The 23,666-nt window shown below is 46.2% G+C and carries 10 protein-coding genes; all 10 read left to right on the top strand.

What is annotated here, in order from left to right; all coding sequences use genetic code 11:
- The first annotated feature begins 231 nt into the window (after positions 1–231).
- The 10 genes from DCW36_RS08710 (at position 232) to DCW36_RS08665 (ending at position 23,531) form a co-directional block, all read left to right on the top strand.
- A complete protein-coding gene (locus DCW36_RS08710) occupies positions 232–3,534 on the top strand; it encodes a SusC/RagA family TonB-linked outer membrane protein (RefSeq protein WP_114782930.1) in 3,303 nt (1,100 codons plus the stop codon).
- Positions 3,535–3,549: 15 nt separating this feature from the next.
- Complete coding sequence (locus tag DCW36_RS08705) at positions 3,550–5,604, top strand: RagB/SusD family nutrient uptake outer membrane protein (RefSeq protein WP_240676102.1); 2,055 nt, start codon at positions 3,550–3,552, stop codon at positions 5,602–5,604.
- 205 nt (positions 5,605–5,809) lie between these two features.
- Positions 5,810–7,048, top strand: a complete 1,239-nt coding sequence (locus DCW36_RS08700) for a DUF3826 domain-containing protein (RefSeq protein ID WP_114782929.1) — start codon at positions 5,810–5,812, stop codon at positions 7,046–7,048.
- Positions 7,049–7,792: 744 nt separating this feature from the next.
- Positions 7,793–10,819 carry a SusC/RagA family TonB-linked outer membrane protein gene (locus DCW36_RS08695; RefSeq protein WP_164891077.1) on the top strand — a complete coding sequence of 1,009 codons (3,027 nt, stop codon included), beginning with the start codon at positions 7,793–7,795 and terminating at the stop codon, positions 10,817–10,819.
- Between the two features lie 17 nt (positions 10,820–10,836).
- Entirely contained in the window at positions 10,837–12,696 is a 1,860-nt protein-coding gene (locus tag DCW36_RS08690; RefSeq protein WP_114782927.1) for a RagB/SusD family nutrient uptake outer membrane protein, read from the top strand.
- An 866-nt stretch (positions 12,697–13,562) separates the two neighbouring features.
- The gene (locus DCW36_RS08685) at positions 13,563–16,769 is read left to right on the top strand and encodes a SusC/RagA family TonB-linked outer membrane protein (RefSeq protein WP_164891076.1); all 3,207 of its coding nucleotides are present in this window, start codon (positions 13,563–13,565) and stop codon (positions 16,767–16,769) included.
- 11 nt (positions 16,770–16,780) lie between these two features.
- Positions 16,781–18,331 (top strand): RagB/SusD family nutrient uptake outer membrane protein, encoded by a 1,551-nt coding sequence (locus tag DCW36_RS08680; protein ID WP_114782925.1) that lies wholly within the window; start codon positions 16,781–16,783, stop codon positions 18,329–18,331.
- 419 nt (positions 18,332–18,750) lie between these two features.
- Positions 18,751–21,087, top strand: coding sequence for a DUF5703 domain-containing protein (locus DCW36_RS08675; protein ID WP_114782924.1), 2,337 nt, complete (start codon positions 18,751–18,753; stop codon positions 21,085–21,087).
- Between the two features lie 150 nt (positions 21,088–21,237).
- Positions 21,238–22,389, top strand: a complete 1,152-nt coding sequence (locus tag DCW36_RS08670; RefSeq protein ID WP_114782923.1) for an ABC transporter substrate-binding protein — start codon at positions 21,238–21,240, stop codon at positions 22,387–22,389.
- Positions 22,386–23,531: a CaiB/BaiF CoA transferase family protein gene (locus DCW36_RS08665; RefSeq protein WP_114782922.1), complete on the top strand. Its 1,146-nt coding sequence runs from the start codon at positions 22,386–22,388 to the stop codon at positions 23,529–23,531. Before DCW36_RS08670 ends, DCW36_RS08665 begins: the two co-directional genes overlap by 4 nt.
- Positions 23,532–23,666: the final 135 nt, after the last annotated feature.

The raw sequence follows: 23,666 nt of genomic DNA, 5'->3' as shown, positions 1-23,666 counted from the left end.
AATATATAAAAATAGTATAGTGTGCTTTGTGTGGTTACATAAAACAGGATAGCTATGTTCATAGCTGAGGGATAATATTGTTTTTAAAAGAAGGAATTGAGCCTGCCTTGGGCGCCTCCTTTTTAGATAATTGGAATATTCGATGTGTGTACAGATAATGAGCTGTTGAGCCCGTGCTTTTATCTTGCTTGAGTTTACTTACAATATTTATATTTCACTTAACAACTATTTATGAAGACAGTTTACCCTCTCAAAAGATTGCTGCTCCCCTGCTTGCTGCTGGGAACGTGGCAGCTAAGTTTAGGCCAGGGACTTGCGTCTGCAGGGAACCTTGCCAGTGATAATCAGGATAAAATAACTGCCTTTCTGGTGCAACGTGATACCAGAGCTGCAGCCATACTGGCTGCCCAGCAAAATATGACTGTTGTCGGAAAAATTAAAGATGAGCAGGGCCAAGGGCTGCCGGGTGTTACGGTTGTGCTGAAAGGTACATCTAAAGGTACTGCAACTGACGTCAATGGTAATTTTTCGCTGACTGTCTCCGATGGATCTGGTACATTAGTTATTTCCTTTTTAGGATACAAGACCCAAGAGGTACCAATAAACAAGCGTAGCAGCATTGATGTAACACTGTCTCCCGATGCCAAAGCTCTGGAGGAAGTTATTGTAGTTGGATATGGCGGAACCACTACAAGAGGTGCAACTACTGGTGCAGTTGATGCAATCAATGCCAAAGAAATTGAGGACCTGCCTCTTGGTAACCTGGGAGCAGCGTTACAGGGTAGGGTATTAGGACTAGGCGTGAGCGGTGGTACAGACCGTCCTGGTTCCCAGGCGCAGTTATCTATACGTAACCCAGGGTCTTTTTCTAACGCCCAAAACAACAATCCTTTATACGTTATTGATGATGTAATTCAGGTAAACTCTCAGAATGCTCCGGATCCTACCCTCTTCAATAGCCTCGATCCTTCTGAAGTTGAGAGTATAACTATTCTGAAAGATGCTGCAGCCGCTATGTATGGCTCAAGGGGGGCTAATGGTGTTGTAATTGTAACAACAAAACGTGGTAAGGAAGGCCCGCCCAGAATAACTTACAGTGGTTCTTATGCTGTCAACGACGAAGCATACAGAACAAAGATGTTGAGTGCGTATGATATGGCGCGGTACGTCAATATTATGAACGGGCCTAATGGTGCTAACAGAGATGCTGGTGATAACCGTTACTTCTTTGGAGATGATGAGTTAGAACACTTTAAAAATATTAATTATGATTGGTTAGATGAAGCCTGGCAGGCATCTTACAATACGCGTCATACATTAAATGTTAGTGGAGGGACGAACAAATCAACTTACTTTGCAAACGTAGCATACTTTACCCAAAATGGTAACATGGGGAAGCTTGACTATGATAAATGGACCTTTCGTGCCGGGGCTGATGTAAATGTTATGGCTGGCATGAAAGTAGGCTTACAGGTTGCTGGTAATTTCCAGAACACCTTAAAAATGAATAGTAAAATAGGAGGAGAGAATGCAGAAAACGATTATAATAACCTCCTTTTGGCTCCTCGTTATGTGCCCATGTATATCGATGGCTTGCCGGTAAGGCTCCCGGGCAGTGGAAATAACCTGTCGGCATACCACTTCTTCGAGCTTGATAAAGGCGATAATTACATGGATAATGATGATAAAGGAACCCTAATCAACCTGTATGCCGAATACGAGGCTCCTTTTTTGAAAGGACTTAAGGCAAAAGTTTCTTATGCCAGAAACATGACTTCGGGCAGGTCTGCCAGAATTGGTGGTCAATACTATCTGTACAGTTTTACTAGAACAGGTTCCCGCGGGCATATTTATGAAGGCGCAACTGACCCGGTGGCAACAAAATTCACAAACGATAACCGCATCCGTTTCATGAATGAGAATGCCCTGTCTACCCAACTCAACTTCGCTCTGAATTATAACCAGACATTCGGGAAACACACGGTAGGCGGCTTTTTTACAGTTGAACGAGGTGAAACAGAATCCAATATGGAAGAGGTTTGGAAAGAGGATCCGATTGCAGGCACTAACGGCCAGTTCGGAACGGCTTTTGGCGAGATCGACGGAAGAACTTATGGTTATCAGTCAGGTAATATGGGTTATATTGGCCGGCTTAACTACAACTTTGATGGCAAGTATCTGATGGACTTTATGTTCCGAAGTGATGCTTCCACTAAGTTTGCACCCGAAAACTACTGGGGTAAATTTTATTCATTAGGCACAGGCTGGGTTATCTCGGAAGAAAACTTCTTTAATATGGATGCTATCAATATGCTCAAGTTGAGATATTCGGTAGGTCTATTAGGTAAAGATGACACTAAAATGTGGGAATGGCGCCAGCGCTACACGTTCCAGGGCGGGAAAGCTCCTGTATTTGGTGACAACACTCCTAAGGGTACCGGTATTAAGATGGAGGCTTCTCCCAATCGTGCTGCTGTCTGGAGTGATGAACTGAAACAGAATATCGGCCTGGATGCCCGTTTCTTAAATTCAAGGCTTTCTGCTACTGTAGAAGGATTTTACAATAAAGCAACTAATATGCTTATGGTTGTAACGGGTAATGTACCTGTAACATTAGGGGGAACTAGTGCTGCTCAGAACTTCGGAGCTATGAACACTTTTGGTTATGAAGTAAGTTTAGGCTGGGACGACAATATCGGAAAAGACTTCAGGTATGGAATAGAAGGCCGCTTTTCATGGTATGATAATAAGATTATAAAGCATAATTTTATCGAAAATGATCTGCTTTACCCTTGGAAAACTCCTCGTCCCGGACAATCTACTGACAATGGCGTATGGGGCTATGATTACCTGGGCATGTTCCGTGACCAGGCAGAAATAGATGCTTATGTAGAACAGTATAACATTAAGCAGGTTTTCGATCAGACTGCCAATAATTTAAGACCAGGCATGCTTTACTACAGAGATGTAAGAGGCCCATTACAGGCTGATGGTACTTTTGCAGGCCCTGATGGAGTTATTGATGATAATGATCAGATTCAGTTAGCAAAGAGAGCTTCAAGCCATAACAACTTTGGAGTCACTCTCAAACTTGGATATAAAGGTTTAAGCTTTGACGCAGTAATTACAGGGTCTTTTGGGGGCTGGTCTGAGATTGATGCCAGAAGCCGCATGCAGGGAGATATCAGCAACCTGTATCAAAATATGCCTGCTTACTGGAATAATATTTATGATCCGGAGCTCAATCCTGGAGGCACTCTACCTAATCCACACTTTAGTAGTGTAAGTCTTTCCCCTCGTTCAACGTTTTACCAGGTAAACGCATTCAGATTACGAATGCCTAACTTTAACCTTAGTTATACACTGCCCACAAAACTGGCAGATGCGATGCATGTACAGAATGCCAGAATAGCTTTAACTAGTATAAACCCTATTACTTTCTATAATCCATATTCCTATAAAAGTGCAGAGGGATCATGGGAGAATTACCCTGTTTTGAGAACCTATTCTTTAGGTGTTAATCTGACATTGTAATAAACAATTGAGAAGATGTTAAAAATGATTATGAAACGAAATAAAATCATATATCTACTGGCTTCATTGATGCTGGTGATTGCAAGTTGTAAGGATGATTTCCTGCAAGAGAAAGTAGATTTAACGGGCATGAATGAGGAAGTTTTTAAAGACCCCGTTATGGCTCAGGCTTATGTAGATTTTATCTACTTTCTGTTTCAGCCTGATAATAATGGACAACCCTTCATTCATCATCAAACCGGCGCAAGAGGACAGTTTACGGACGATTTTACCCAAACTACAGATGAGCTGGCGGGCGAGAGCGATTGGAATAAACCATGGGCTACTATAGCCAACAATCAAAACCATGCCCTCCAGTACTTTGCAGAGCGAGTTCCTGCCAATGGTGTTCAAAACAATACCTGGACCAGAATCAGGCAAATGAACCTTTTTATGGACGAAATTGATAAGCATGGGCTACCTGAGGAAACCAGAGCGCGCTTGAAAGGACAAGTGCTATTTTGGAGAGCATTTCAGTATTTTGAGTTGCTCAGGCGTTATGGTGGCGTTCCCCTAGTTCTAACTGCTCAGAATCCTATTATTGAGGAGGGTTCAAATGCCAATGCAGTACCCCGTAGCAAATCGTCAGAAACGCTGGAGCAAATTGTAAAAGATCTGGATGCTGCCAAAAGTATGCTTCCGGACAAATGGTCATCATCTGCGGATTGGGGAAGAATAACAAGCGGAGCAGCTGCCGCCCTGAAAGGACGTGTTCTATTAACATGGGCAAGCCCACAGTTTAACCGATCTGATGACCGGTCACGCTGGCAAAGAGCCTACGATGCAAACAAAGAAGCTAAGGAAATATTGGAAAGAGGCGGCTTTGGGTTGTTTAAAGCGGGAGGTCTTGCCAATGCACAGGCCTGGGAAAACATGTGGTTTGTTCAGAGTAATAATCCTGAGGCTGTTATAGTTTACAATTATAATAACGTAACCTCAGACCAAACCAGAAGGAATAATGGTCATGAGCAGGCAGCCCGCTCCAGAGAACTATTAGGTGGTGGCTCCATCTCCCCGACAAAGCAAATGGTTGATGCTTTCCCCATGAAGGACGGAAAGATGAAAGGCGATCCAACATCTGCTTATACCTATGATCCGAATAAGTTCTATAAAAACAGGGATCCTCGTTTCTATAAGACCTTTGTATTTAATGGAGCTTTATGGCCTCATAGTGCTAATCCTAATTTCAGGCAATGGACCTACTCCTGGTTTAACAATGCAGCACAGGCTAATACGCTTCAGCCAAACAGATATACTGAAACCAACCCTAATAGTTCCGGTATCTATCTCAGGAAAGCTACCAACCCAACTGCAAGCAATGGATTAGGCAACTTTAATGTTAGTACTACTGACTATATGGAATTGCGTTTTGCCGAAGTTATATTAAACCTGGCAGAAGCAGCCATTGGCATTGATAGATTGGATGAGGGACTGGAAGGTATCAAGGCCATCAGAGAACGTGCAGGGCTTGAAAATAATGATGGTTCTTATGGATTGAGTGATGCTGTAGGGGACCGCGATATGTTGTTTGCCGCGGTACTGCGTGAAAGACAAATTGAATTTGCGTATGAAGGGAAGCGTTTCTGGGATTTAAGGCGCTGGATGTTGTACGACAGGCATCCGGAAGTTAATACCCTGGACCGGTTAGGAATGGAGCCCATAAACGGAACCCGCAGAACCGGGTACTGGATTTATGTGAAAAAATCTGACGGAACTCCGTATGTAGGTACTGATAACCCTCTTATAAGGAATAATGCTGGAAATATTCCGGTTATTGACCGACAGCCTGCAAGTTATCCTAGTGGTATCACTAACTATGATGAATACCTGGATTACCTGTATGATAATTATTTTGTTGTAAAGGAAAGAGATAACCTTGATCCTACCACAAACAACTGGAAGTTTACCTGGTTCAATGAGTATTACTTCTTTGGCTTACATCAGAACATATTATCTGTTTCTCCACATTTACAACAAACACAGGGATGGCCTGCGTTGACTGGCAATGGTGATTTCGATCCCCTGCAATAGTATAAATTATAGTATGGAAAAGGGAGGCTTGTCCTCCCTTTTTTAATACCTTAATTTGTAATAATCAAGCTTAATTGGGATGATTTTTTATTGTAATAATTATATATATAATAAAATAGGCTGTGGCGATTCAATGAATAGCACCGATACCCTCGCCCAATAATTACAACAGAAATTGATTTGTATTTAGAAATTATAAATAGATATGAAGAACCAGAAAGAGCGGTTTACCGGCTATGCATGCCTGCTAGGACTAACGCTTACTTTTTCAGTACCTGCTTTACCAGCATTGTCGCAGAGCAAAACAACAGCCAGGCAAGAAGCAGTCGCCTACCAGGAGGTTGTTAAAGAGCGGGCAGATAAAATTGTAGCCACACTCAGCTTTGCAGATGCCACCAAAGCCACACGTGCACGCGACATAATTGCAGAACAGTATGTGAACCTGCGCGCGTTACAGGATACACGCGATGCTAAAATCGAAGCCGTAAAAAAGAAGCTAGGTGCCGATAAGGCAGCAGCCGATGCCCGCACAGCAGCAATAAATCAAAAAACAGATGCCAGAGTTGCGAAACTGCACACCCGGTACCTGGCAAAGCTGTCGGCGGAGCTGACTCCCACGCAGGTAGACCAGGTGAAGGACGGTATGACCTACAACGCCCTGCCCATTACTTACAGAAACTACCTGGCCATGTTGCCTGACCTGACAGAAGAGCAAAAGGCACAGATTCATGCCTGGCTTACCGAAGCAAGGGAACATGCCATGGATGGCGGTTCCTCAAAAGAAAAGCTTGCCTGGTTCGGGAAATACAAAGGCAAAATTACGAACTACCTGACAGCTGCCGGTTACGATTTAAAAGGTGCTGAAGCCGTCTGGCTGACTAAAGTAAAGAAGTCAGAGGCAGCAGCCGACAAAGTGGTGGCCGCGCTTGCAATTGCTGAACCTGCCAAAGCAAAAGAAGTAAGGGAAATTATCAGGCAGCACTACTACAGCCAGGTAGCAATTCACGACACCCGAAACAAACAGGTAGAAGCTGCTAACAAGCTGGCTGCAACTAACCAGGGTGCCGCCGATGCTGCCGTAACCACCGCCTGGACCGAAGCCAAAGAAAAGCTGGACGAGCTGCATCAGCAGTACCTGGCACAACTGTCAAAAGAGCTAACTCCATCAGAGGTTGAAAAGGTGAAGGATGCTATGACGGATGACGGGCTTGCAAAAGACTATACCCGGTTTTTAGCCATGCTGCCTAACCTGACGGAAGCACAAAAGACAAAAGTGATGAACTATCTGCTGGAAGCGCGCGAAAATGCCATGAGTGCTGCTTCATCCAAAGAAATTCATCAGTGGTTCGCCAAGTACAGGGGCAGGGCCAACAACTACCTGTCAGCAGAAGGATACGATTTAAGGAAGGCAACAGAAGAACTAAAGAAAAAGCAGGGGATTTAATTTTATTACGCGAAGCTGACATTATTGAGAAGCTGCAAATACCTGTATAGGGACTTTGCAGCTTCTTTTTTTTTCTCCACCATTCCTGTCTTTCGTAATACATCCTCTTATAAAGCACAGCAGAGGATGTGGTGGCAGGTGCAGTAAATCAAATTGGCATCAGAAAGTAGTCGGGAAACAAGTAACATGCTTGGAGCTGCATCTGGAGCTTGCTGTAGCTGCAAATAAAGTGTTCTGCTGCAGTCACCACAGCCACTGTAGCACTTCCTTTTTCCCCAAATTACCCTTTCTGTTATAAATTACATGTTATAACATGTATGCTGAGAAGAGGCGAGGAAAATGATTAAGAAAAATTAGAAAAAAATTAATAAATTTCAGCAGCGAATTTTTTTATATATAAAAAGAACTTTTATTTTTGAACACTTTAAGGTGCACTTTTTGACAAAGTAAGGCGCTGTCTCCTGCACATGCCAGTCTAAACCATGTACTAAACTAGATAAGAGAAATCGCAATCAATTTATAATTTTTTATGCTGTAAATACTACAGCTTTTTTTTATATGTCAGATTGACTAATGTTAGTTATATGTTTAAACATTGAATTCGGTTGCTGAAGAAAAATACTCATTATCAAATAAACCAAATAAACAATGAAGTCAACTTTACAAAGCCCGGGAAGGAAGGGTAAAGTGTTAAAAGCGGCCTATGGGCTCTTTTTAATCGCCCTTTTTCCACCATGTTCAGGTATGGCAGAAAACCTGGATTTTAGTACAATGAAGTATGCTGTTTCTAAGCCAGGTAAAAGAGAGGCAGAGGTAACTGGTACCGTTAAAGACAGTAAAGGAGAAGCACTGATCGGTGTAACAGTCAGAATTAAAGGTACCAATACCGGTACTGTAACGGATGTTAACGGAAATTTCAGGCTTTCACTACCAAATGCAAACGAAATACTGGTTTTTAGTTATCTGGGCTATGCAACACAAGAGGTAGCAACGCAGGGAAGAACAAACATCAGTGTGACGCTTGCAGAAAGTAATTCCGCATTGGAGGAGGTAGTAGTGGTGGGGTACGGTACTACCAGGAAGCGAGACTTAACAGGTGCTGTATCTTCAGTTAAAGCAGAAGCAATTGCACTTAGCCCGGTTAGTAGCCCAATGGAGGCTTTACAGGGCAGGGTTTCAGGGTTGGACATACAGCGTGAATCAGGAAGAGCCGGAAGCTCTCCTTCGGTTCTTTTAAGGGGAAACAGGTCTTTGACCGCAAGCCAGTCGCCACTTTACATTGTGGACGGTATTCCTTCCAGTATCGATAACCTGAACCCGAACGATATAGAGTCCATTGATGTGTTGAAGGATGCTTCTTCAACAGCAATTTATGGTTCAGCTGGTGCCAACGGCGTTATTATGATAACAACCAAAAAGGCAAAGGCAGGCAAAGTGCAGATTGATGTGAACAGCTATTATGGCATTAACGGATTCGCATCTTTCCCGAAGCCCCTTACAGGTGATGCATGGCTGAACTACCATAGAGATAAATTCTATATGGATAAAGGCTACGAGGCCACCGACTTGACCGATCTGGGTTTTACAGAGGCAGGAAAAAAAGCAATTGAGTCGGGACAGTGGGTAAATTGGGTGGATGAGACGCTGCAGACAGGAACGCAGCAAAACCACCACTTCTCGGTAAGAGGAGGCACCGAAACGGCGCAGGCCTACCTGTCGCTGGGCTACATCGGCGAAAAAGGAATTTATAAAAACGACAAAGTCGATATGTATAATTCCAGGGGTGGTATTGATTTAAAGTTCAACAAAGCGTTTAAGGCAGGTTTTCAATCCATCTTAAATTATCGCAGCAGCAATTCAACCAACAGCCGTGTTAACAAGGCATATAGTGTGTATCCGCTGGGTATGCCCTATAACGAAGATGGCACCGTGAGCCTGTTCCCCATAGAAGGCGATGCGAATAATGTCAGCATCCTGGCAAACAATTATCCAGGGGCTTTTGCGAACCAATCCAGAAGCTTTAACATCCAGTTTAACCCTTATGTAGAGTTTACTCCGGTTAAGAACCTTTCCTTTAGGTCAAACTTCGGTACGAACCTGTCTGGTAGCCGTGCAGGAAACTTTGCAAACAGGAACTCTTACAACTTACTTTCTGAAGGAAAAGTAGCATCTGAAGCAGCTTATAGCACAGGCTTTAACTATAGCTATATCTGGGAGAATATCCTGAACTACAACGCCACCCTTTTGAAGGACCATCAGATCGGATTAACAGGGATTACTTCGTGGGCTGACAGCAGAAGGGAAGGAGCCTCCATTGCCGGTACAGGGCTGGATTACGACGATTTCCTGTTCTACAACATGGCTGCTGTGCAGAACATCAGCAATCGCAGCAACGACTACAGCCAGACCAAAAGAATGTCTTTTGCAGGAAGGTTTAACTATAGCTTTAAAGGGAAATATTTGTTCCAGCTGACAAACCGTTGGGACGGTGTGTCTCAGCTGGCAGATGGCAATAAATGGTCCTCTTTCCCTTCTGCTTCCGTGGCCTGGTGGATCAGCGACGAAGGGTTTATGCAAGGCACCAAGTCCTGGCTGGATAACATGAAGTTAAGAGCTGGTTATGGTATTTCTGGTCTGGCCTCTATCGACCCCTATGTGAGCCTTACAAGAACCGCTACGAAAACAGCCAATCTCTCGTTAGGCGGAGGTGCGGCACTGCCGGTGTATACTCCAACCGAGCACATCACAAACCCGGACCTTACCTGGGAACGTTCTGCTAACACTAACTTTGGTCTGGATTTATCTGTATTCAAAAACAGAATTGATTTTAGCGCTGAATATTACCAGACCAGAACAACCGGTATTTTGTGGGACAGAAGATTACCGACAAGTTCGGGAGGATACGACTCTAAAACGCCATACAAGAAAACCTCCAATATTGCTACCTCCGAGAATAAAGGATGGGAGTTTACGGTAGGAACCAGGAATATAGAAACGACAAATTTCCAATGGAACTCTTCTTTCACCTTTACCACTGCAGTGGAAAGATTAGTTGACATTGATCTGGGCAAGTTAACAGTGGCTGAGCTGGTTTCAGAGAACCTGTTTATTGGTCACCCTGCACGAGGCGTTTTCTATGGATACAAAAAAACGGGTATCTGGCAGCTTGGCGAAGAGGATGAAGCCGCTAAATACGGTGCAAAGCCAGGTGACATTAAACTGCAGACAGTAGAGCAGTTCGATGCAGATGGCGTGTCCGATGGCGGCGTGCATACTTATTCAGCCAAAGACAGAATGATTGTAGGCAACAGCGTTCCCAAGTGGTTCTTTGGCTTCCAGAATACGGTTAAGTACAGAAACTTTGACCTGACGGTGTTTACGACTGCCCGGTACGGACAAATGGTTAATGCCCAGGTGTTGGGATACTGGAACAGAGTGGCGCAACCGGCTACCTATGATTACTGGATGCCTGATAACCCGACAAATGACTTCCCAAGACCAGGTGGTGGGTTTAACACACAGTTCGAATCGGCGCTCACGCTGGTAGATGGGTCCTATCTGAAAATTAAAAACATCACATTAGGTTACTCGCTGCCGACAGAACTTGGAAGCAAGTTCGGCATCAGCAGAATGCGTATTTATGGGACGGCATATAACCCGCTCATCTTTACCCGAAGCCATTTATTAAAGAATGTGGACCCGGAAAGTGGTGGTGCTGATTCTTTCCCATTGTACAAGCAAGTAGTTTTTGGTGTTAATTTATCTCTGTAGATATAAATAGTATTATAATGAAGACATTTAAGTCCATCGTTTTATCCCTTGCAGTAGTTTCTGCGAGTATGTTAACCTCCTGCAGTTTGGATGAAGAAAACCTGACAACTGTTTCCACGGAAAAATCTTATACGAAAGCAGCAGGTTTTGAAGGTCTGATAAATGCCTGCTATGCTGATCTTTACTTCCTGCACGGGAAGGTAGATTACGTATCTCCCACAGAAGCAGGAACGGATCTTTGGGAAAATACCGGTAACAATGGCGCCGGGTATGCCCTTTACGATAACAGGCTAACCACAACAGATGGTAACCTGCGGGTAATATGGGGAACTGCTTATTCCACCATTAACCTGTGCAACACAGCCATTCATTATGCTAAGGAAGTTGAAGGTTATGATACGCAGGAAGCTCTGAATGCAAAACTGGCGGAGGCTTATTTCTTAAGAGCCTTCTCTAACTTTATGCTCGTAGAAAATTTTGGGGGAGTTGTACTCAGGAAAACATCAGCTATTGTGGATGGTGTAGATAACAGCCCGAAGCGTAGTTCGGAAAAAGAGTTTTACGACCTCATTATTTCAGATCTGAAATTTGCGACGGAGCACTTGCCTATCAGACAAGATTTACGGGGTAGAGCTTCCAAAAAGGCAGCCTATGCTTTGCTTGCAAAAGCTTATTTGCAAAGAACCCGGTTAGGAGAAGTGCAGGAATATGCAAAGCTCGCTTTAGAAACTGCCGAAGAATTGATCAACAACCAGGCTAAATATGAAACGGCCCTGTATCTAAGTGACAATACGAAATCGGGTTACTCCAAACTCTGGGATGGGCAAAATAATAAGAATAACTCCGAATTTCTGTTTCTTCAGGCTAACGACCATATTCAGGGGTTAAATCCGGAGTGGTGGAACAGAGGCCGTACAAGACAGTATTATTTACCTGATTTAGGTGGTAGAGGTGCCGAATGGGGAACCGGTGATAAAAGCTTATTGTATGGGCGAGCCAATAGCCGCATGCTAAGACCAAGTAAATACCTGTTAACAAGCGTTTTCACGCCTGTTGAAAATCCGGCAGATACCCGGTTTGCAGAAACATTTACGTATAAGTTTTATGCTGCTACCAATAAAACGATTACAGAAGCGATGGCAACAACCTATAAAAAAGATCCTTCGGTAATTGGCTACACCATTAAGAATACAATCGCGAAAGCTCCTCAAAATGTTAACTATTACCAGTTAAATCTGGAGGAACAGACAAATGTGGCAAACGATGCAGGATTGGCTGTTTTTACGCCAAACTGGACAATCCCTGCCGAGGAGAAAAGCAAAATGCCGTATTTGGTTGTAGACCCGAGCGATATTTTTGAAGCTGGAACAAATGCTTATAAAGATCCGTCTCAGTATCCCAATGAGCCAAACCTGATTAATGTGTATCCGGCTTTCAGAAAGTTTTCTGCTCCGCTTTATGTACAAAGCAACCAGTACTGGCTGGGAGATATTCCGATTATTCGTTTAGGAGACATTTACCTGGTTGCTGCAGAGGCTGCCCTCTTGTACAACAATGATAAAGCTAAGGCTTCTGAATATGTAAATGTGATCAGGAAAAGAGCAGCAATCACCTCAAGAGAAGCCGAGCAAATAGTTTCTGCCGGGGAAATTGATATTGATTTCATTTTAAAGGAAAGGGCAAGAGAACTTGCCGGCGAGCACATGCGTTGGATTGATTTGAAGAGAACAGGTAGACTTACCAAAAGTTATTTTGAGCAGACTAATCCGGTTGTGGCTGTAAACTTTGACGAGTCTAAACACACAAAAAGACCAATACCCCAATCTTTTCTTGATGCTATCTCTAATACGGAAGAGTTTGGTAATAATGGGTATTAACCTTCTCTGTTCATTAAATTGGCTATCGTAATAACCATTGACAAACATATAAAAAGCTACTAATGCAGAAATGGTGAGACAGAAAGCCTATTGGCTGAAACAGATAGTAAGAATAAAGAGGCATTCCAGCTAGGGATGCCTCTTTTTATTTAAGAGCAGGAGCAGAGGCTGTGGTGGCAGGTGCAGCAAAGTTCCAAAGGCGCCAGCAGGATGTAGACGCCAGGAAAAGCACTTTTGCGCAAGTGGTGGCGGTCGCTTTACCAGGAAATAATCTGCTGCTGCAGTCACCACAGCCACTGTAGGTCCTGCTATTTCCAACTGCTCCTCACAGAATGGAGAAGCCTGAAACACATACCGGAAAGTGGTGAGAAAAAGAACGTATTAAACCAGAAAAAAAATTGATAATTATCAGTTGAAAAATTTTTACATATGAATTATTTTTTTACTTTTGAATTACACAAAGGGCTATTGAAAGAAGCACAAGTGCTGCTTCCTGCGCATATCAATAGAAAAGAAGAATAACTGATACTTTAGTGGTGGAATGCTGTAAGAGGTGCAGCATTTTTTTTAAAATGCATCCGAAACAAACGTTAGTTAGAGTAAGAATCTGAAGGAGTTGAGATTTACAGCTAAATAATCAATAATTTTTTAAGGGAGGTGTAGGTTGTGCCGCTGCACAGGAACAGGATAGCTATGTAAATAGCGGAGGGAGAATATTGTCTTTATTGAGAGGTGGTTTTGCTGCTTGAGTGGCTTTAAACTGATTTGGTCAGAAGAAAGATACAGGCATTTTTCCCCGAATGCACTGGCAGGTAGTGCATCCGGGCTGTGGTTTTAAAATTTTTTGTTTCATAAATAAGGATTCTATGAGAACAGTGTACCCATTAAAAAGACTGCTGCTCCCATGCGTGTTGCTGGGAACGTGGCAAATGAGCTTAGGGCAGGATTTGGCGTCTGCAGGACATCTTGCCGTAAATAAGCAGGAAAAAGTATTGGCATCTCTGGGGCTGCGCGACTCAAACATTGCCGGCGTTTCGGCTGTGCAGAGTCAGCGTGTGTCAGGAAGAATTCTCGATGAAAAAGGACAGGGACTGCCTGGGGTAACGGTTATGCTGAAAGGAACCTCCAACGGGACTGTTACAGATATTGCCGGGGACTTCTCGCTCGCTGTTCCGGATGGGAACGGCACACTGGTGATCTCCTTTGTGGGTTACACAACACAGGAAATACCGGTAAATAACCGGGCTACTGTAAATGTTACCCTGGCTCCCGATGCCAAAGCCCTGGAAGAGTTGGTTGTAGTTGGCTACGGTACCCAGCGAAAAGTTAACCTGACTGGTTCAGTGGCCTCTGTTTCAGGCAAAACACTAACAGAAAGACCTGCGCCCAACGCCGCCAACCTGCTGCAAGGCCGGGTGACGGGCCTGCAGGTAACACAGCCTTCAGGAGAACCTGGGCGCGACAATCCAAATTTCCTGATTCGCGGTCGTGGAACGTTTGGTGGTAGTTCTGCTCCCCTGGTTTTGATTGACGGAGTTGCCGGTTCCTTTAACAACCTCTCACCGGATGATATAGAAAGCGTTTCGGTGTTGAAAGATGCAGCTTCTGCTTCTATTTATGGATCGAGGGCTGCGAACGGCGTTATCCTGGTAACAACCAAAAAAGGCAAAAAAGGCCAGCCTACAGTTAGTTACCGGGCCAATGTAGCCAGGCACGTAGCTACCGCTCTGCCCGATCTGATAACCAACTCCGCTGAGTATATGGAGATGTATAATCAGGCAGCGGAAAGGTCTGGCGTTGCGTTCAAATACGACCCGGCGGATATTGAAAAGTACAGAAATTCTAATGGAAATCCGCAGTATCCTAACTTCGATGCGATTGACTATTACATAAATCCTGCTACCGTTACCAACCACAGTTTATCCGTGTCGGGTGGGGGAGAAAACAGTGTCTATAACCTCTCGTTGGGATACCTGGACCAGGATGCGCTTATAAAAGGCTATAATTTTAAAAGGTATAATGCCCTGTTAAATTATGCCACCGATTTAAGTAAGTATGTAACGGTGGGAACTACCATGAACCTCACCTACAAAGATCGTAAGGAACCACCGTTTACAGGTGAAGGTATGGCCTTGTCGATTTATGCAACCGGTCCGCTTTATGGGCCGTTCCTGCCCGATGGCAGTGGCAGAATTGTATCAAGAGCTTACCAGACGGAAGGTAGAAACCGTAATCCGCAGGAATACTACGCCATGGGTAACCAGAACAGTAAAGAGTACAACCTGAACGGGCAGGCGTATATCGATATCAAGCCGTTCAAAGGGTTAACCTGGTCGTCTAAAGTGGCAGTGAACTATGTAGATGAATTTTATAAAATGCACCAGGTGCCTTACAAGGCTTATTTGTTACAGGAAAAAGATCCTGAAACCGGTGACTATAAAATGGCTACGTATGGACCGGATGTGTTAGGTGTCACCGATCAGTATGCAAAGGATATAACGCCGACACTGTTCTCCACTCTAACCTACGAAACAAAGTTTGGCGCTGACCATAACCTGAATGCATTGGCAGGCTATGAGCAGATTTCCTACAGGCAGCAGGCCTTGAGAGCAAGGCGGATTAATTCGGTTGCTCCGGTGCTGGATGAACTTACAGGCTACACTACAGAAAACCAGTCGCTGTTCTTTACCCATCCGCGTCTGCCTGGGCTTCCCGGACCTGAAGAATGGGCCTTACGTTCTTATTTCGGTCGCGTGAATTACAACTATAAGGGCAAGTACCTGCTGGAAACAAATCTCCGTTATGACGGTACGTCCAGGGTTTCGCCAGGTTACCGTTGGGGACTTTTTCCTTCTGTTTCCGCCGGATGGCTGGTATCGGATGAAAGCTTTTTTAAGGATAACGTAAATTGGGTTGACCTGCTGAAATTTAGAGCTTCTTATGGTACACTGGGAAACCAGAACATTGGAACATATGCTTACCAGGACATTATTTCAATCAATACAGCTTACCCATTTGGCAATACCTCCTTACAGCAGGGGGGTGTGGTAAACCAGCTTAGGGATAAAAGCCTTGTGTGGGAATCTACCAGAATTGTTGATTATGGTTTAGACTTCGCGTTAAGCAGAGGTTTGCTGGGCGTTTCGTTTGATTGGTTCCGGAAAACATCTTACGATATTCTGGCGGGGCAGCCGGTACCTTACAGCCTGGGCCTAAGCAGCCCGACACAAAATATCGGTAAAATGAGAAGTACTGGTATTGAACTGGATCTTACTCACCAGAATAAAATAGGAGAAGTGTCGTACGGTGCCAATTTCCTGATCTCAACGGCTAAGAACGAGGTGCTGGAAATTCCGGTACCCTCTAAAGGAAGTTCCATCAGGGAGGTAGGTTATGCTTTTGATGCTCACTATTTGTACGAGTGGATTGGTATAATGCAGGAAAGTGATTTCGATGAAAATAAGAAATCTAAGTTGCCTGAGTACGAAGGAAACAAGAATCCTCAACCAGGAGACCTGAAAATTAAAGACCAGAATGGCGACGGGAAAGTGAATGGCGACGACCGCATTGTGGTTGGTGGTGCTTATCCGGATTATACCTATTCCTTCGGGTTTAACGCTGGCTATAAAGGATTCCAACTGACTGCTTTCTTCCAGGGAGTGCAGGGCCTGAAAGCACGGGTTAATAACTGGGGTGTAGATCCGTTTATGCAGGGAACTGCCCCAACTACCAAATGGCGCAATGCCTGGACCCCTGAGAACCCAACCAATGAGTTGCCTGCCCTTTATATAGCCGGAAACCATCCGGGGGTATCAAGTTATACAGGTTCTACTTATTACCTAAAGGATGCTTCGTATCTGCGAATGAAAAATGTGATGCTTTCTTACACTATACCAAACGCCATCACATCCCGCCTGAAAATGAAAGAGCTGAGTGTGTACTTTTCAGGTGACAACCTGCTTACCTGGACAGATTACGAAGGCGGCGATCCAGAAAGAGCCAGCATGACGGGTAACTTCTCGCAGTATCCGCAGGTTCGTATCTTTAATTTTGGTACCAATGTTAAATTTTAAGCTTAAAACAAATGCGAACGAACTATAAATTATCCTTATGCTTATCAGCCTGCCTGCTGGTATTCGGAACTTCCTGCAACGATGATTTCCTGGACAAAAATCCTTTAAACAGTGTCTCCACTCAGGTTTTCTGGTCTTCTGAAGCCGATGTGCAAACGGCATTAGCCGGTGTTTATTCACGCCTGCAGCAAAACTTCCTGGGCTATGAAAGGGTGTACCTGGATGGGCTCTCTGATAATGCTTACTTAGACCCGGGAAACGGAAATCAAGGTGGTATGCACAACATGACCATAGGTAGTATATCGCCCTCAACTGGCGGCGCTATGATAAACATGTACAGCACCCCGTACAGGGCGATTGCCAGTTGCAATTACTTCCTGGACAACGTAGACAAGGCGCCTATGAGCGATGCCCAAAAAAATGTTTATAAAGCAGAAGTAAGATTTATCAGGGCCTTAGCCTATTTTGACCTGGTGCAGAGCTTTGGCGACGTGATCATATACAAAAACTTCCCGGCTACGCTGGAGGAGGCTAAAATAGCAAAAAGTCCTAAAGCAGATGTGTATGCATTTATCGAGGAAGACCTGAAGTTTGCCATCAATAACCTGCCTGACGAAAAGTATAACGGGCATGCCGTAAAGGGAAGCGCACAGGGCATGCTGGGCAGAGTGCTCGTTACGCAGAAGAAATGGAACGAAGCTGTTCCTGTCCTGCAGCAAATAATTACAACAGGTAAATTTGGACTTTCCAATAACTACGCGGCTTTGTTTACAAGAGCAGGTCAGGCGAATGCGGCTGTGAATAAAGAAATTATGTTCTCCACGCAGTACCTGGCACCAAACAATGTGCATAGAACCAGTCCCGGAGCTGCGGGGATGGATATTGAATTAGGCTTGTGGTCGTTGATGCAGCCTTACAAGGATCTGGTGGATGAGTATGAGATGACAGATGGAAAAATGCCATCAGAGTCGCCACTGTATGATCCGGGTAATCCGTATGCCAACCGTGATCCGCGCCTGGACATGACCGTTAAGCTTCCGGGCGAAGTCTGGAAAAATGCTGCAGGAGTGCCCTATACGGATAGCTACGATCCAAAAACAGGATTCCTGATGGAGAAGTATGTTGAACTGGCACGTGCACCTATCACCCCTGCTTCTGCCACTTCTTCAGACCAGGATTATATCCACCTGCGCTATGCCGATGTGCTGCTGATGTATGCCGAAGCAATGAACGAAGCAAACGGCCCGAGTGCTGCTGTATACGATGCCCTAAACCAGGTAAGGAACCGTCCAGGGGTAAACATGCTCCCTGTTGATCAGGCGAAGTACAACACGAAGGAAAAGTTGCGCGATTTCATCCGCCACGAACGTCGTATAGAACTTGCACTGGAAGGCCAGCGCTACAATGACCTGAAGCGTTGGAACATCGCGCACACCAAATTGCCGACCTTACGAACGCCGGCCGGTACGCCACTTGTGTTTGAGCAGCGGAATTATGAGTTGCCTTTCCCCGCATCGGAGATCGACAACAATCCAAAGCTCACACCGAATCCGAATTATTAAGATGATTTATTAATGCAAAAACATCTGAGGTTGCAGCTTCAGCAGAACAGATGCTGTTGGCTGTAACCTCGGATGTTTAACTTCTCGTGCTTGTCGTAGCATTTTAAGGAAATTTCTTGCTACAAAGTTCTGCTGCTGCAGTCACCACAGCCACTGCTCCTGCACAAGCACTTTACAAATTACTTTCATTTGCTTCTGCGATTCCTGAAAAAAATACGGGAGCATATTCCTTAAACCTAACTCATCCGGAACAAAGCTGCACAACTAAAAAATCATAATCGGGATTATTTTTCAGATTTCCTTGTTCTGTTTATGCAGCGTTTGCTTTATGAAGTGTGCGCTGCATTTATTTTTATTGCACATCCACGGATAAATTTGCTAAAAAGCAGTAAATTTATTTTTGAACAGAAAGTTTACTAATGAAAACACTCCTGCAGCCATACTGCCTCCTGCTTTTGCTCTTTAGTTTTGGTACGAAACTGCCCGCTTCAGCCCAACCTGCTGAACTGGACCAGTACAACGTTGTCTGGACAACGCAAAGCAACAACGCCAGCGAATCGATGCCCTGCGGGGGCGGCGATATCGGCCTGAACGTGTGGGTGGAGAACGGGGAGCTGCTTTTTTACATGTCCCGGAGCGGCGCTTTCGAAGAGAATAACATCTTTCCGAAGTTTGGTCGGGTGCGGGTAAAGCTGTCGCCAAACCCTTTTGAGGAGGGAACAGCCTTTAAGCAGGAACTGAAGCTGGGGGAGGGGTATGTGCAGGTAACCGGCAGCAAAGGCAAACATACGGCTACCATAAACGCCTGGGTCGATGTGTTCCGCCCGGTCATTCATGTGGATGTTAAAAGCAACCAGCCGGTGCAGACAACCGCCTTTTATGAAAACTGGCGCACCGAAGACCGGGAGCTGGCGCAGGGCGAGAAATTTTCCGGTTCGCTTAAATGGATAAAAACGCCCACCGTCAGCTACAAAGATGAGATTACTTTTAAGGGGCAGGACGTACTGTTCTACCACCGCAACCAGGACTCCACCATCTTCGACCTGACCGTGCGGCAGCAGCAACTCATGCCGGTAAAGCAGCAGCTCTACAATCCGTTGCACCAACTCACCTTTGGTGGCCTGCTACGTGGAGAGGGAATGGTGGCTGGTGGAGTAAGCCAGGGAGAGTACGTAGACACCCCCTATAAAGCCTGGAAACTGCAAAGCAAATCCCCCCGCAAAGAGCAAAAGCTGGAAGTATACCTGCACATCGCCAATGCGGCCACTGTAGCGGAGTGGCAGCAGGGCCTGCAGAAAATCATTTCAGAAGCCAAAAAAGCCGAAAAAACGGCGCAACGTAAAACCCAAGCCTGGTGGAAAAACTACTGGCAACGCAGCTACATTTTTATCAATCCGGACCAGCCAGATCCGGCTTCGGCTCCCTGGCAGGTGGGGCGCAATTACCAGTTGTTCCGCTACATGCTGGGCTGCAACGCCTACGGCACCTATCCGACCAAATTCAACGGCGGCCTCTTTACCGTCGACCCGTTTTTTGTAGACCAGAAATACCCCTTCACACCTGACTTCCGGAACTGGGGTGGCGGTACCTTTACGGCCCAGAACCAGCGCCTGGTGTACTGGCCCATGCTCAAGAGCGGCGATTTCGATATGATGCCGCCACAGTTCAACTTCTACCTGCGCCTGTTGCCGAATGCGGAACTGCGCACGCAGCACTACTGGGGCCACAAAGGTGCTTCGTTTACCGAACAAATCGAAAACTTTGGCCTGCCCAACTATGCCGAGTATGGCACCAAACGCCCCGAAGGTTTCGACCCGGGGGTGGAGTACAACGCCTGGCTCGAATACCACTGGGATACTGCCCTCGACTTCAGTTTGATGATACTGGACTGGCAGCGCTACACCGGCAAAGACATCAGTAAGTACCTGCCGCTGCTCGAAAGCACGTTGGTCTTTTTTGATGAGCACTACCAGTACCGGGCGGGCATGCGCGGCGCCAAAAAACTCGACCAGGATGGCCACCTGGTGCTCTACCCGGGCACGGCCGCCGAAACCTTTAAGATGGCAAACAACGCCAGCTCTACCATCGCCGGTCTGCGCACGGTGCTTACCCGTTTGCTCGAACTACCCGATACCTACGCCTCTGCTGAACAGCGCACCAAATGGGAAGAGATGCTGAAGCGGGTGCCGCCTATTCCGTTCCGCGAGATGCAGGGCCACAAAACCATAGCGCCGGCCAAAACCTGGGAGCGGGCACAGAACTCCGAAATACCGCAGCTGTACCCGGTGTTCCCGTACGGTATCTACGGCATCGGCAAACCCGACCTGGATGTCGCCATCAACACCTGGAAATACGACACCACTGCCATCAAAAACCGCAACCACACCAGCTGGCACCAGGACAATATCTTCACGGCCCGCCTCGGCTTAACCGACGAAGCGGCAGAACTGGCCATCAAAAAACTGCAGGACAGCGGCCGCCGCTTCCCCGCCTTCTGGGGACCGGGCCACGACTGGGTGCCTGACCATAACTGGGGCGGCTCCGGCATGATTGGCCTCCAGGAGATGCTGCTGCAGACCGACGGAAAAAAAATATTTCTGTTCCCGGCCTGGCCCAAAGAATGGAATGTGAAGTTTAAGCTGCATGCCCCTTATAACACCACCGTAGAAGGCGTTTTGGAGAACGGAAAGGTTAAAGAGTTGAAAGTGAATCCGAAAGAGCGCGAAAAAGATGTGCAGCTTACCGGTATTCTGTAAAAAAGCCTTATACAGAATTGCACTTTTAATGTAAAACTGCTGTTGTTCCGGAATATCTTATTTATCAGTGAAGATAAAAATTAATTTACTTTAGTTTATTTCATAAATAAATTTTATATTTATATTTGAACAAAAATACTAACACGCATTATGTCTTCCGGAAAAATCAAGTTAAGAGGAATAACCTGGGACCACAGCAGGGGCTTAGTTCCCATGGTGGCTACAGCACAACGTTTTGGTGAATTACATCCGGAAGTAGATATACAGTGGGTAAAACGCTCGCTGCAGGATTTTGCTGATAAGCCGCTGGGCCAGCTGGCAAGCGACTTCGATATGATTGTTATCGACCACCCCTGGGCTGGTTTTGTCGCAAAAAATCAGACGCTGGTGCCGCTGGATGAGTACCTGCCGGAAGCATTTATGGCCGACCAGGCCGCCAATTCTGTTGGCGCCTCGCACCGCAGCTACACCTACGACGGTCACCAGTGGGCACTCGCCATCGATGCGGCCACACCGGTAGCCTCCTGCCGCCCCGACCTGCTGGAGCAGCGCGGCCTGAAACTGCCTCAGACGTTTGATGATGTGCTGGCGTTGGCATCGGATGGACATGTTATTTTCCCGGCTATTCCGATTGATACCCTGATGAATTTCTACATGTTCTGCCTGGCGCACGGCGAAGAGCCGTTCCTGTCGGAGTCGGAGGTAGTGTCGCCGGAAGTGGGGGTGAAGGCGCTGCAGACCATGCGACAACTGGCGCAGCTCGTAGACCCGGCCTGTTTCGACATGAACCCGATAAAAGTGTACGAGGCCATGTCGCGCACCGACAAGTACGTGTACTGCCCCTTTGCCTATGGCTATACCAACTACTCCCGCCCGGGCTATGCCCAGAACCTGCTGCAGTTCCACGACATCGTTTCTTTCGGGAGCACTGGTAAGCTGCGCAGTACCATTGGCGGCACAGGGCTAGCTATTTCCAGGACCTGCCAGCATGTAGATATTGCCGTTAAATACGCCGAATTCGTGGCCTCTGCGGAGTGCCAGCGTACCCTTTATTTTGCCACCGGCGGGCAACCGGGCCATCGTGCGGCCTGGACCGACACTTTCAACAACAGCTATGCTGCTGATGTGCTGCAGTCCACGCTGCCTACGCTCGACAGGGCTTTCCTGCGGCCACGGTACAACGGCTACATGCACTTCCAGGACCATGGCGGCAACCCCATCCGGAACTACATGATGCACGGCGGTAGTGAGGAAAAGGTGCTGAACGAACTTAATATTTTGTATAACGAATCGAGAAAATGAAGCCACTGGAGAATCTGGTAGTGCTGGAGTTCAGCCAGTTTATGGCGGGACCTTCAGCAGGTCTGCGATTGGCGGACCTGGGGGCGAGGGTGATTAAAATAGAACGACCCGGAAAAGGAGAGAGTGGCCGTCAGATTGCCATTAAAAACCTTTTTTCCGGCGACGATAGCATTGTATTTCATACCATCAACCGAAACAAAGAGTCTTACGCGGCCGACCTCAAGTCGCCCGAAGACCTGGAACGCATAAAAAAACTGATTGCCAAAGCCGACGTCATGACCCACAATTTCCGTCCGGGTGTGATGGAAAAGATTGGCCTCGACTACGCTACGGTAAGCAAAATAAACCCGCGCCTCATTTACGGCGTGGTAACCGGCTACGGTAACAAAGGCCCCTGGGCCAAAAAACCGGGGCAGGATTTGCTCGTGCAGTCCCTGTCAGGTTTAACGCATTTGAGCGGCGATAAAAACGATTTGCCAACACCGTTTGGTCTGGCGGTAGCCGATATGATGTGCGGTGCCCACTTTGCACAAGGTATCCTGGCGGCCCTTATCCGCAGGGGCAAAACCAAACAAGGTGCCCTGGTAGAAGTAAGCCTGCTGGAGTCTATCCTCGATTTCCAGTTCGAGCTGCTGACGACCTACCTCAACGACGGTGGCAAACAGCCGGAGCGGGCAAAGCAGGGGAATGGCAATGCCTACCTGAGCGCTCCTTACGGTATCTACAAAACAAAAGACCGTTACATTGCCATGGCGATGGAGGATGTGGATGTGCTGGGCGAAAAGCTGGGCTGCTACGAACTGCTGGCCTACAAAGGCAGCGATTCCTGGTTTGTGTACCGCGATGAGATAATGGCAAAACTGGGCGCTTTCCTGAAGGAGCGCACTACCGCCGAGTGGCTGGCTGTGCTGGAGCCTGCCGATATCTGGTGTGCAGATGTGCAGAACTACGAGGAGTTCCTGAACCACGAAGGCTACAAAGTACTGCAGATGGAGCAGGAAACGGTATCAGCCGATGGCGACCGCATCAGGACCACGCGTTGCCCTATCCGCATCGATAGGCAAAAGTTGTTCTCCCCTAAATCTGCTCCCAAGCCAGGGCAGCACACCCAGGAGATTAACAAAGCATTTGAACTTGTATAAAAAAATTTTAAAAGGTGTTTCTCCTGGTGTGGGAAACACAAAGGCTGTTTAACAAACATTAATTAGTACAGAGGCAGCCCGATACTATACTTTGCTGAATGTGTAAAAACAGCAAACGCACCAGGAAACTTTTTA

This window comes from Botryobacter ruber, assembly GCF_003347595.2.
Classification (GTDB): domain Bacteria; phylum Bacteroidota; class Bacteroidia; order Cytophagales; family Hymenobacteraceae; genus Pontibacter; species Pontibacter ruber_A.
This window is presented reverse-complemented; position numbering and strand designations above follow the sequence as displayed.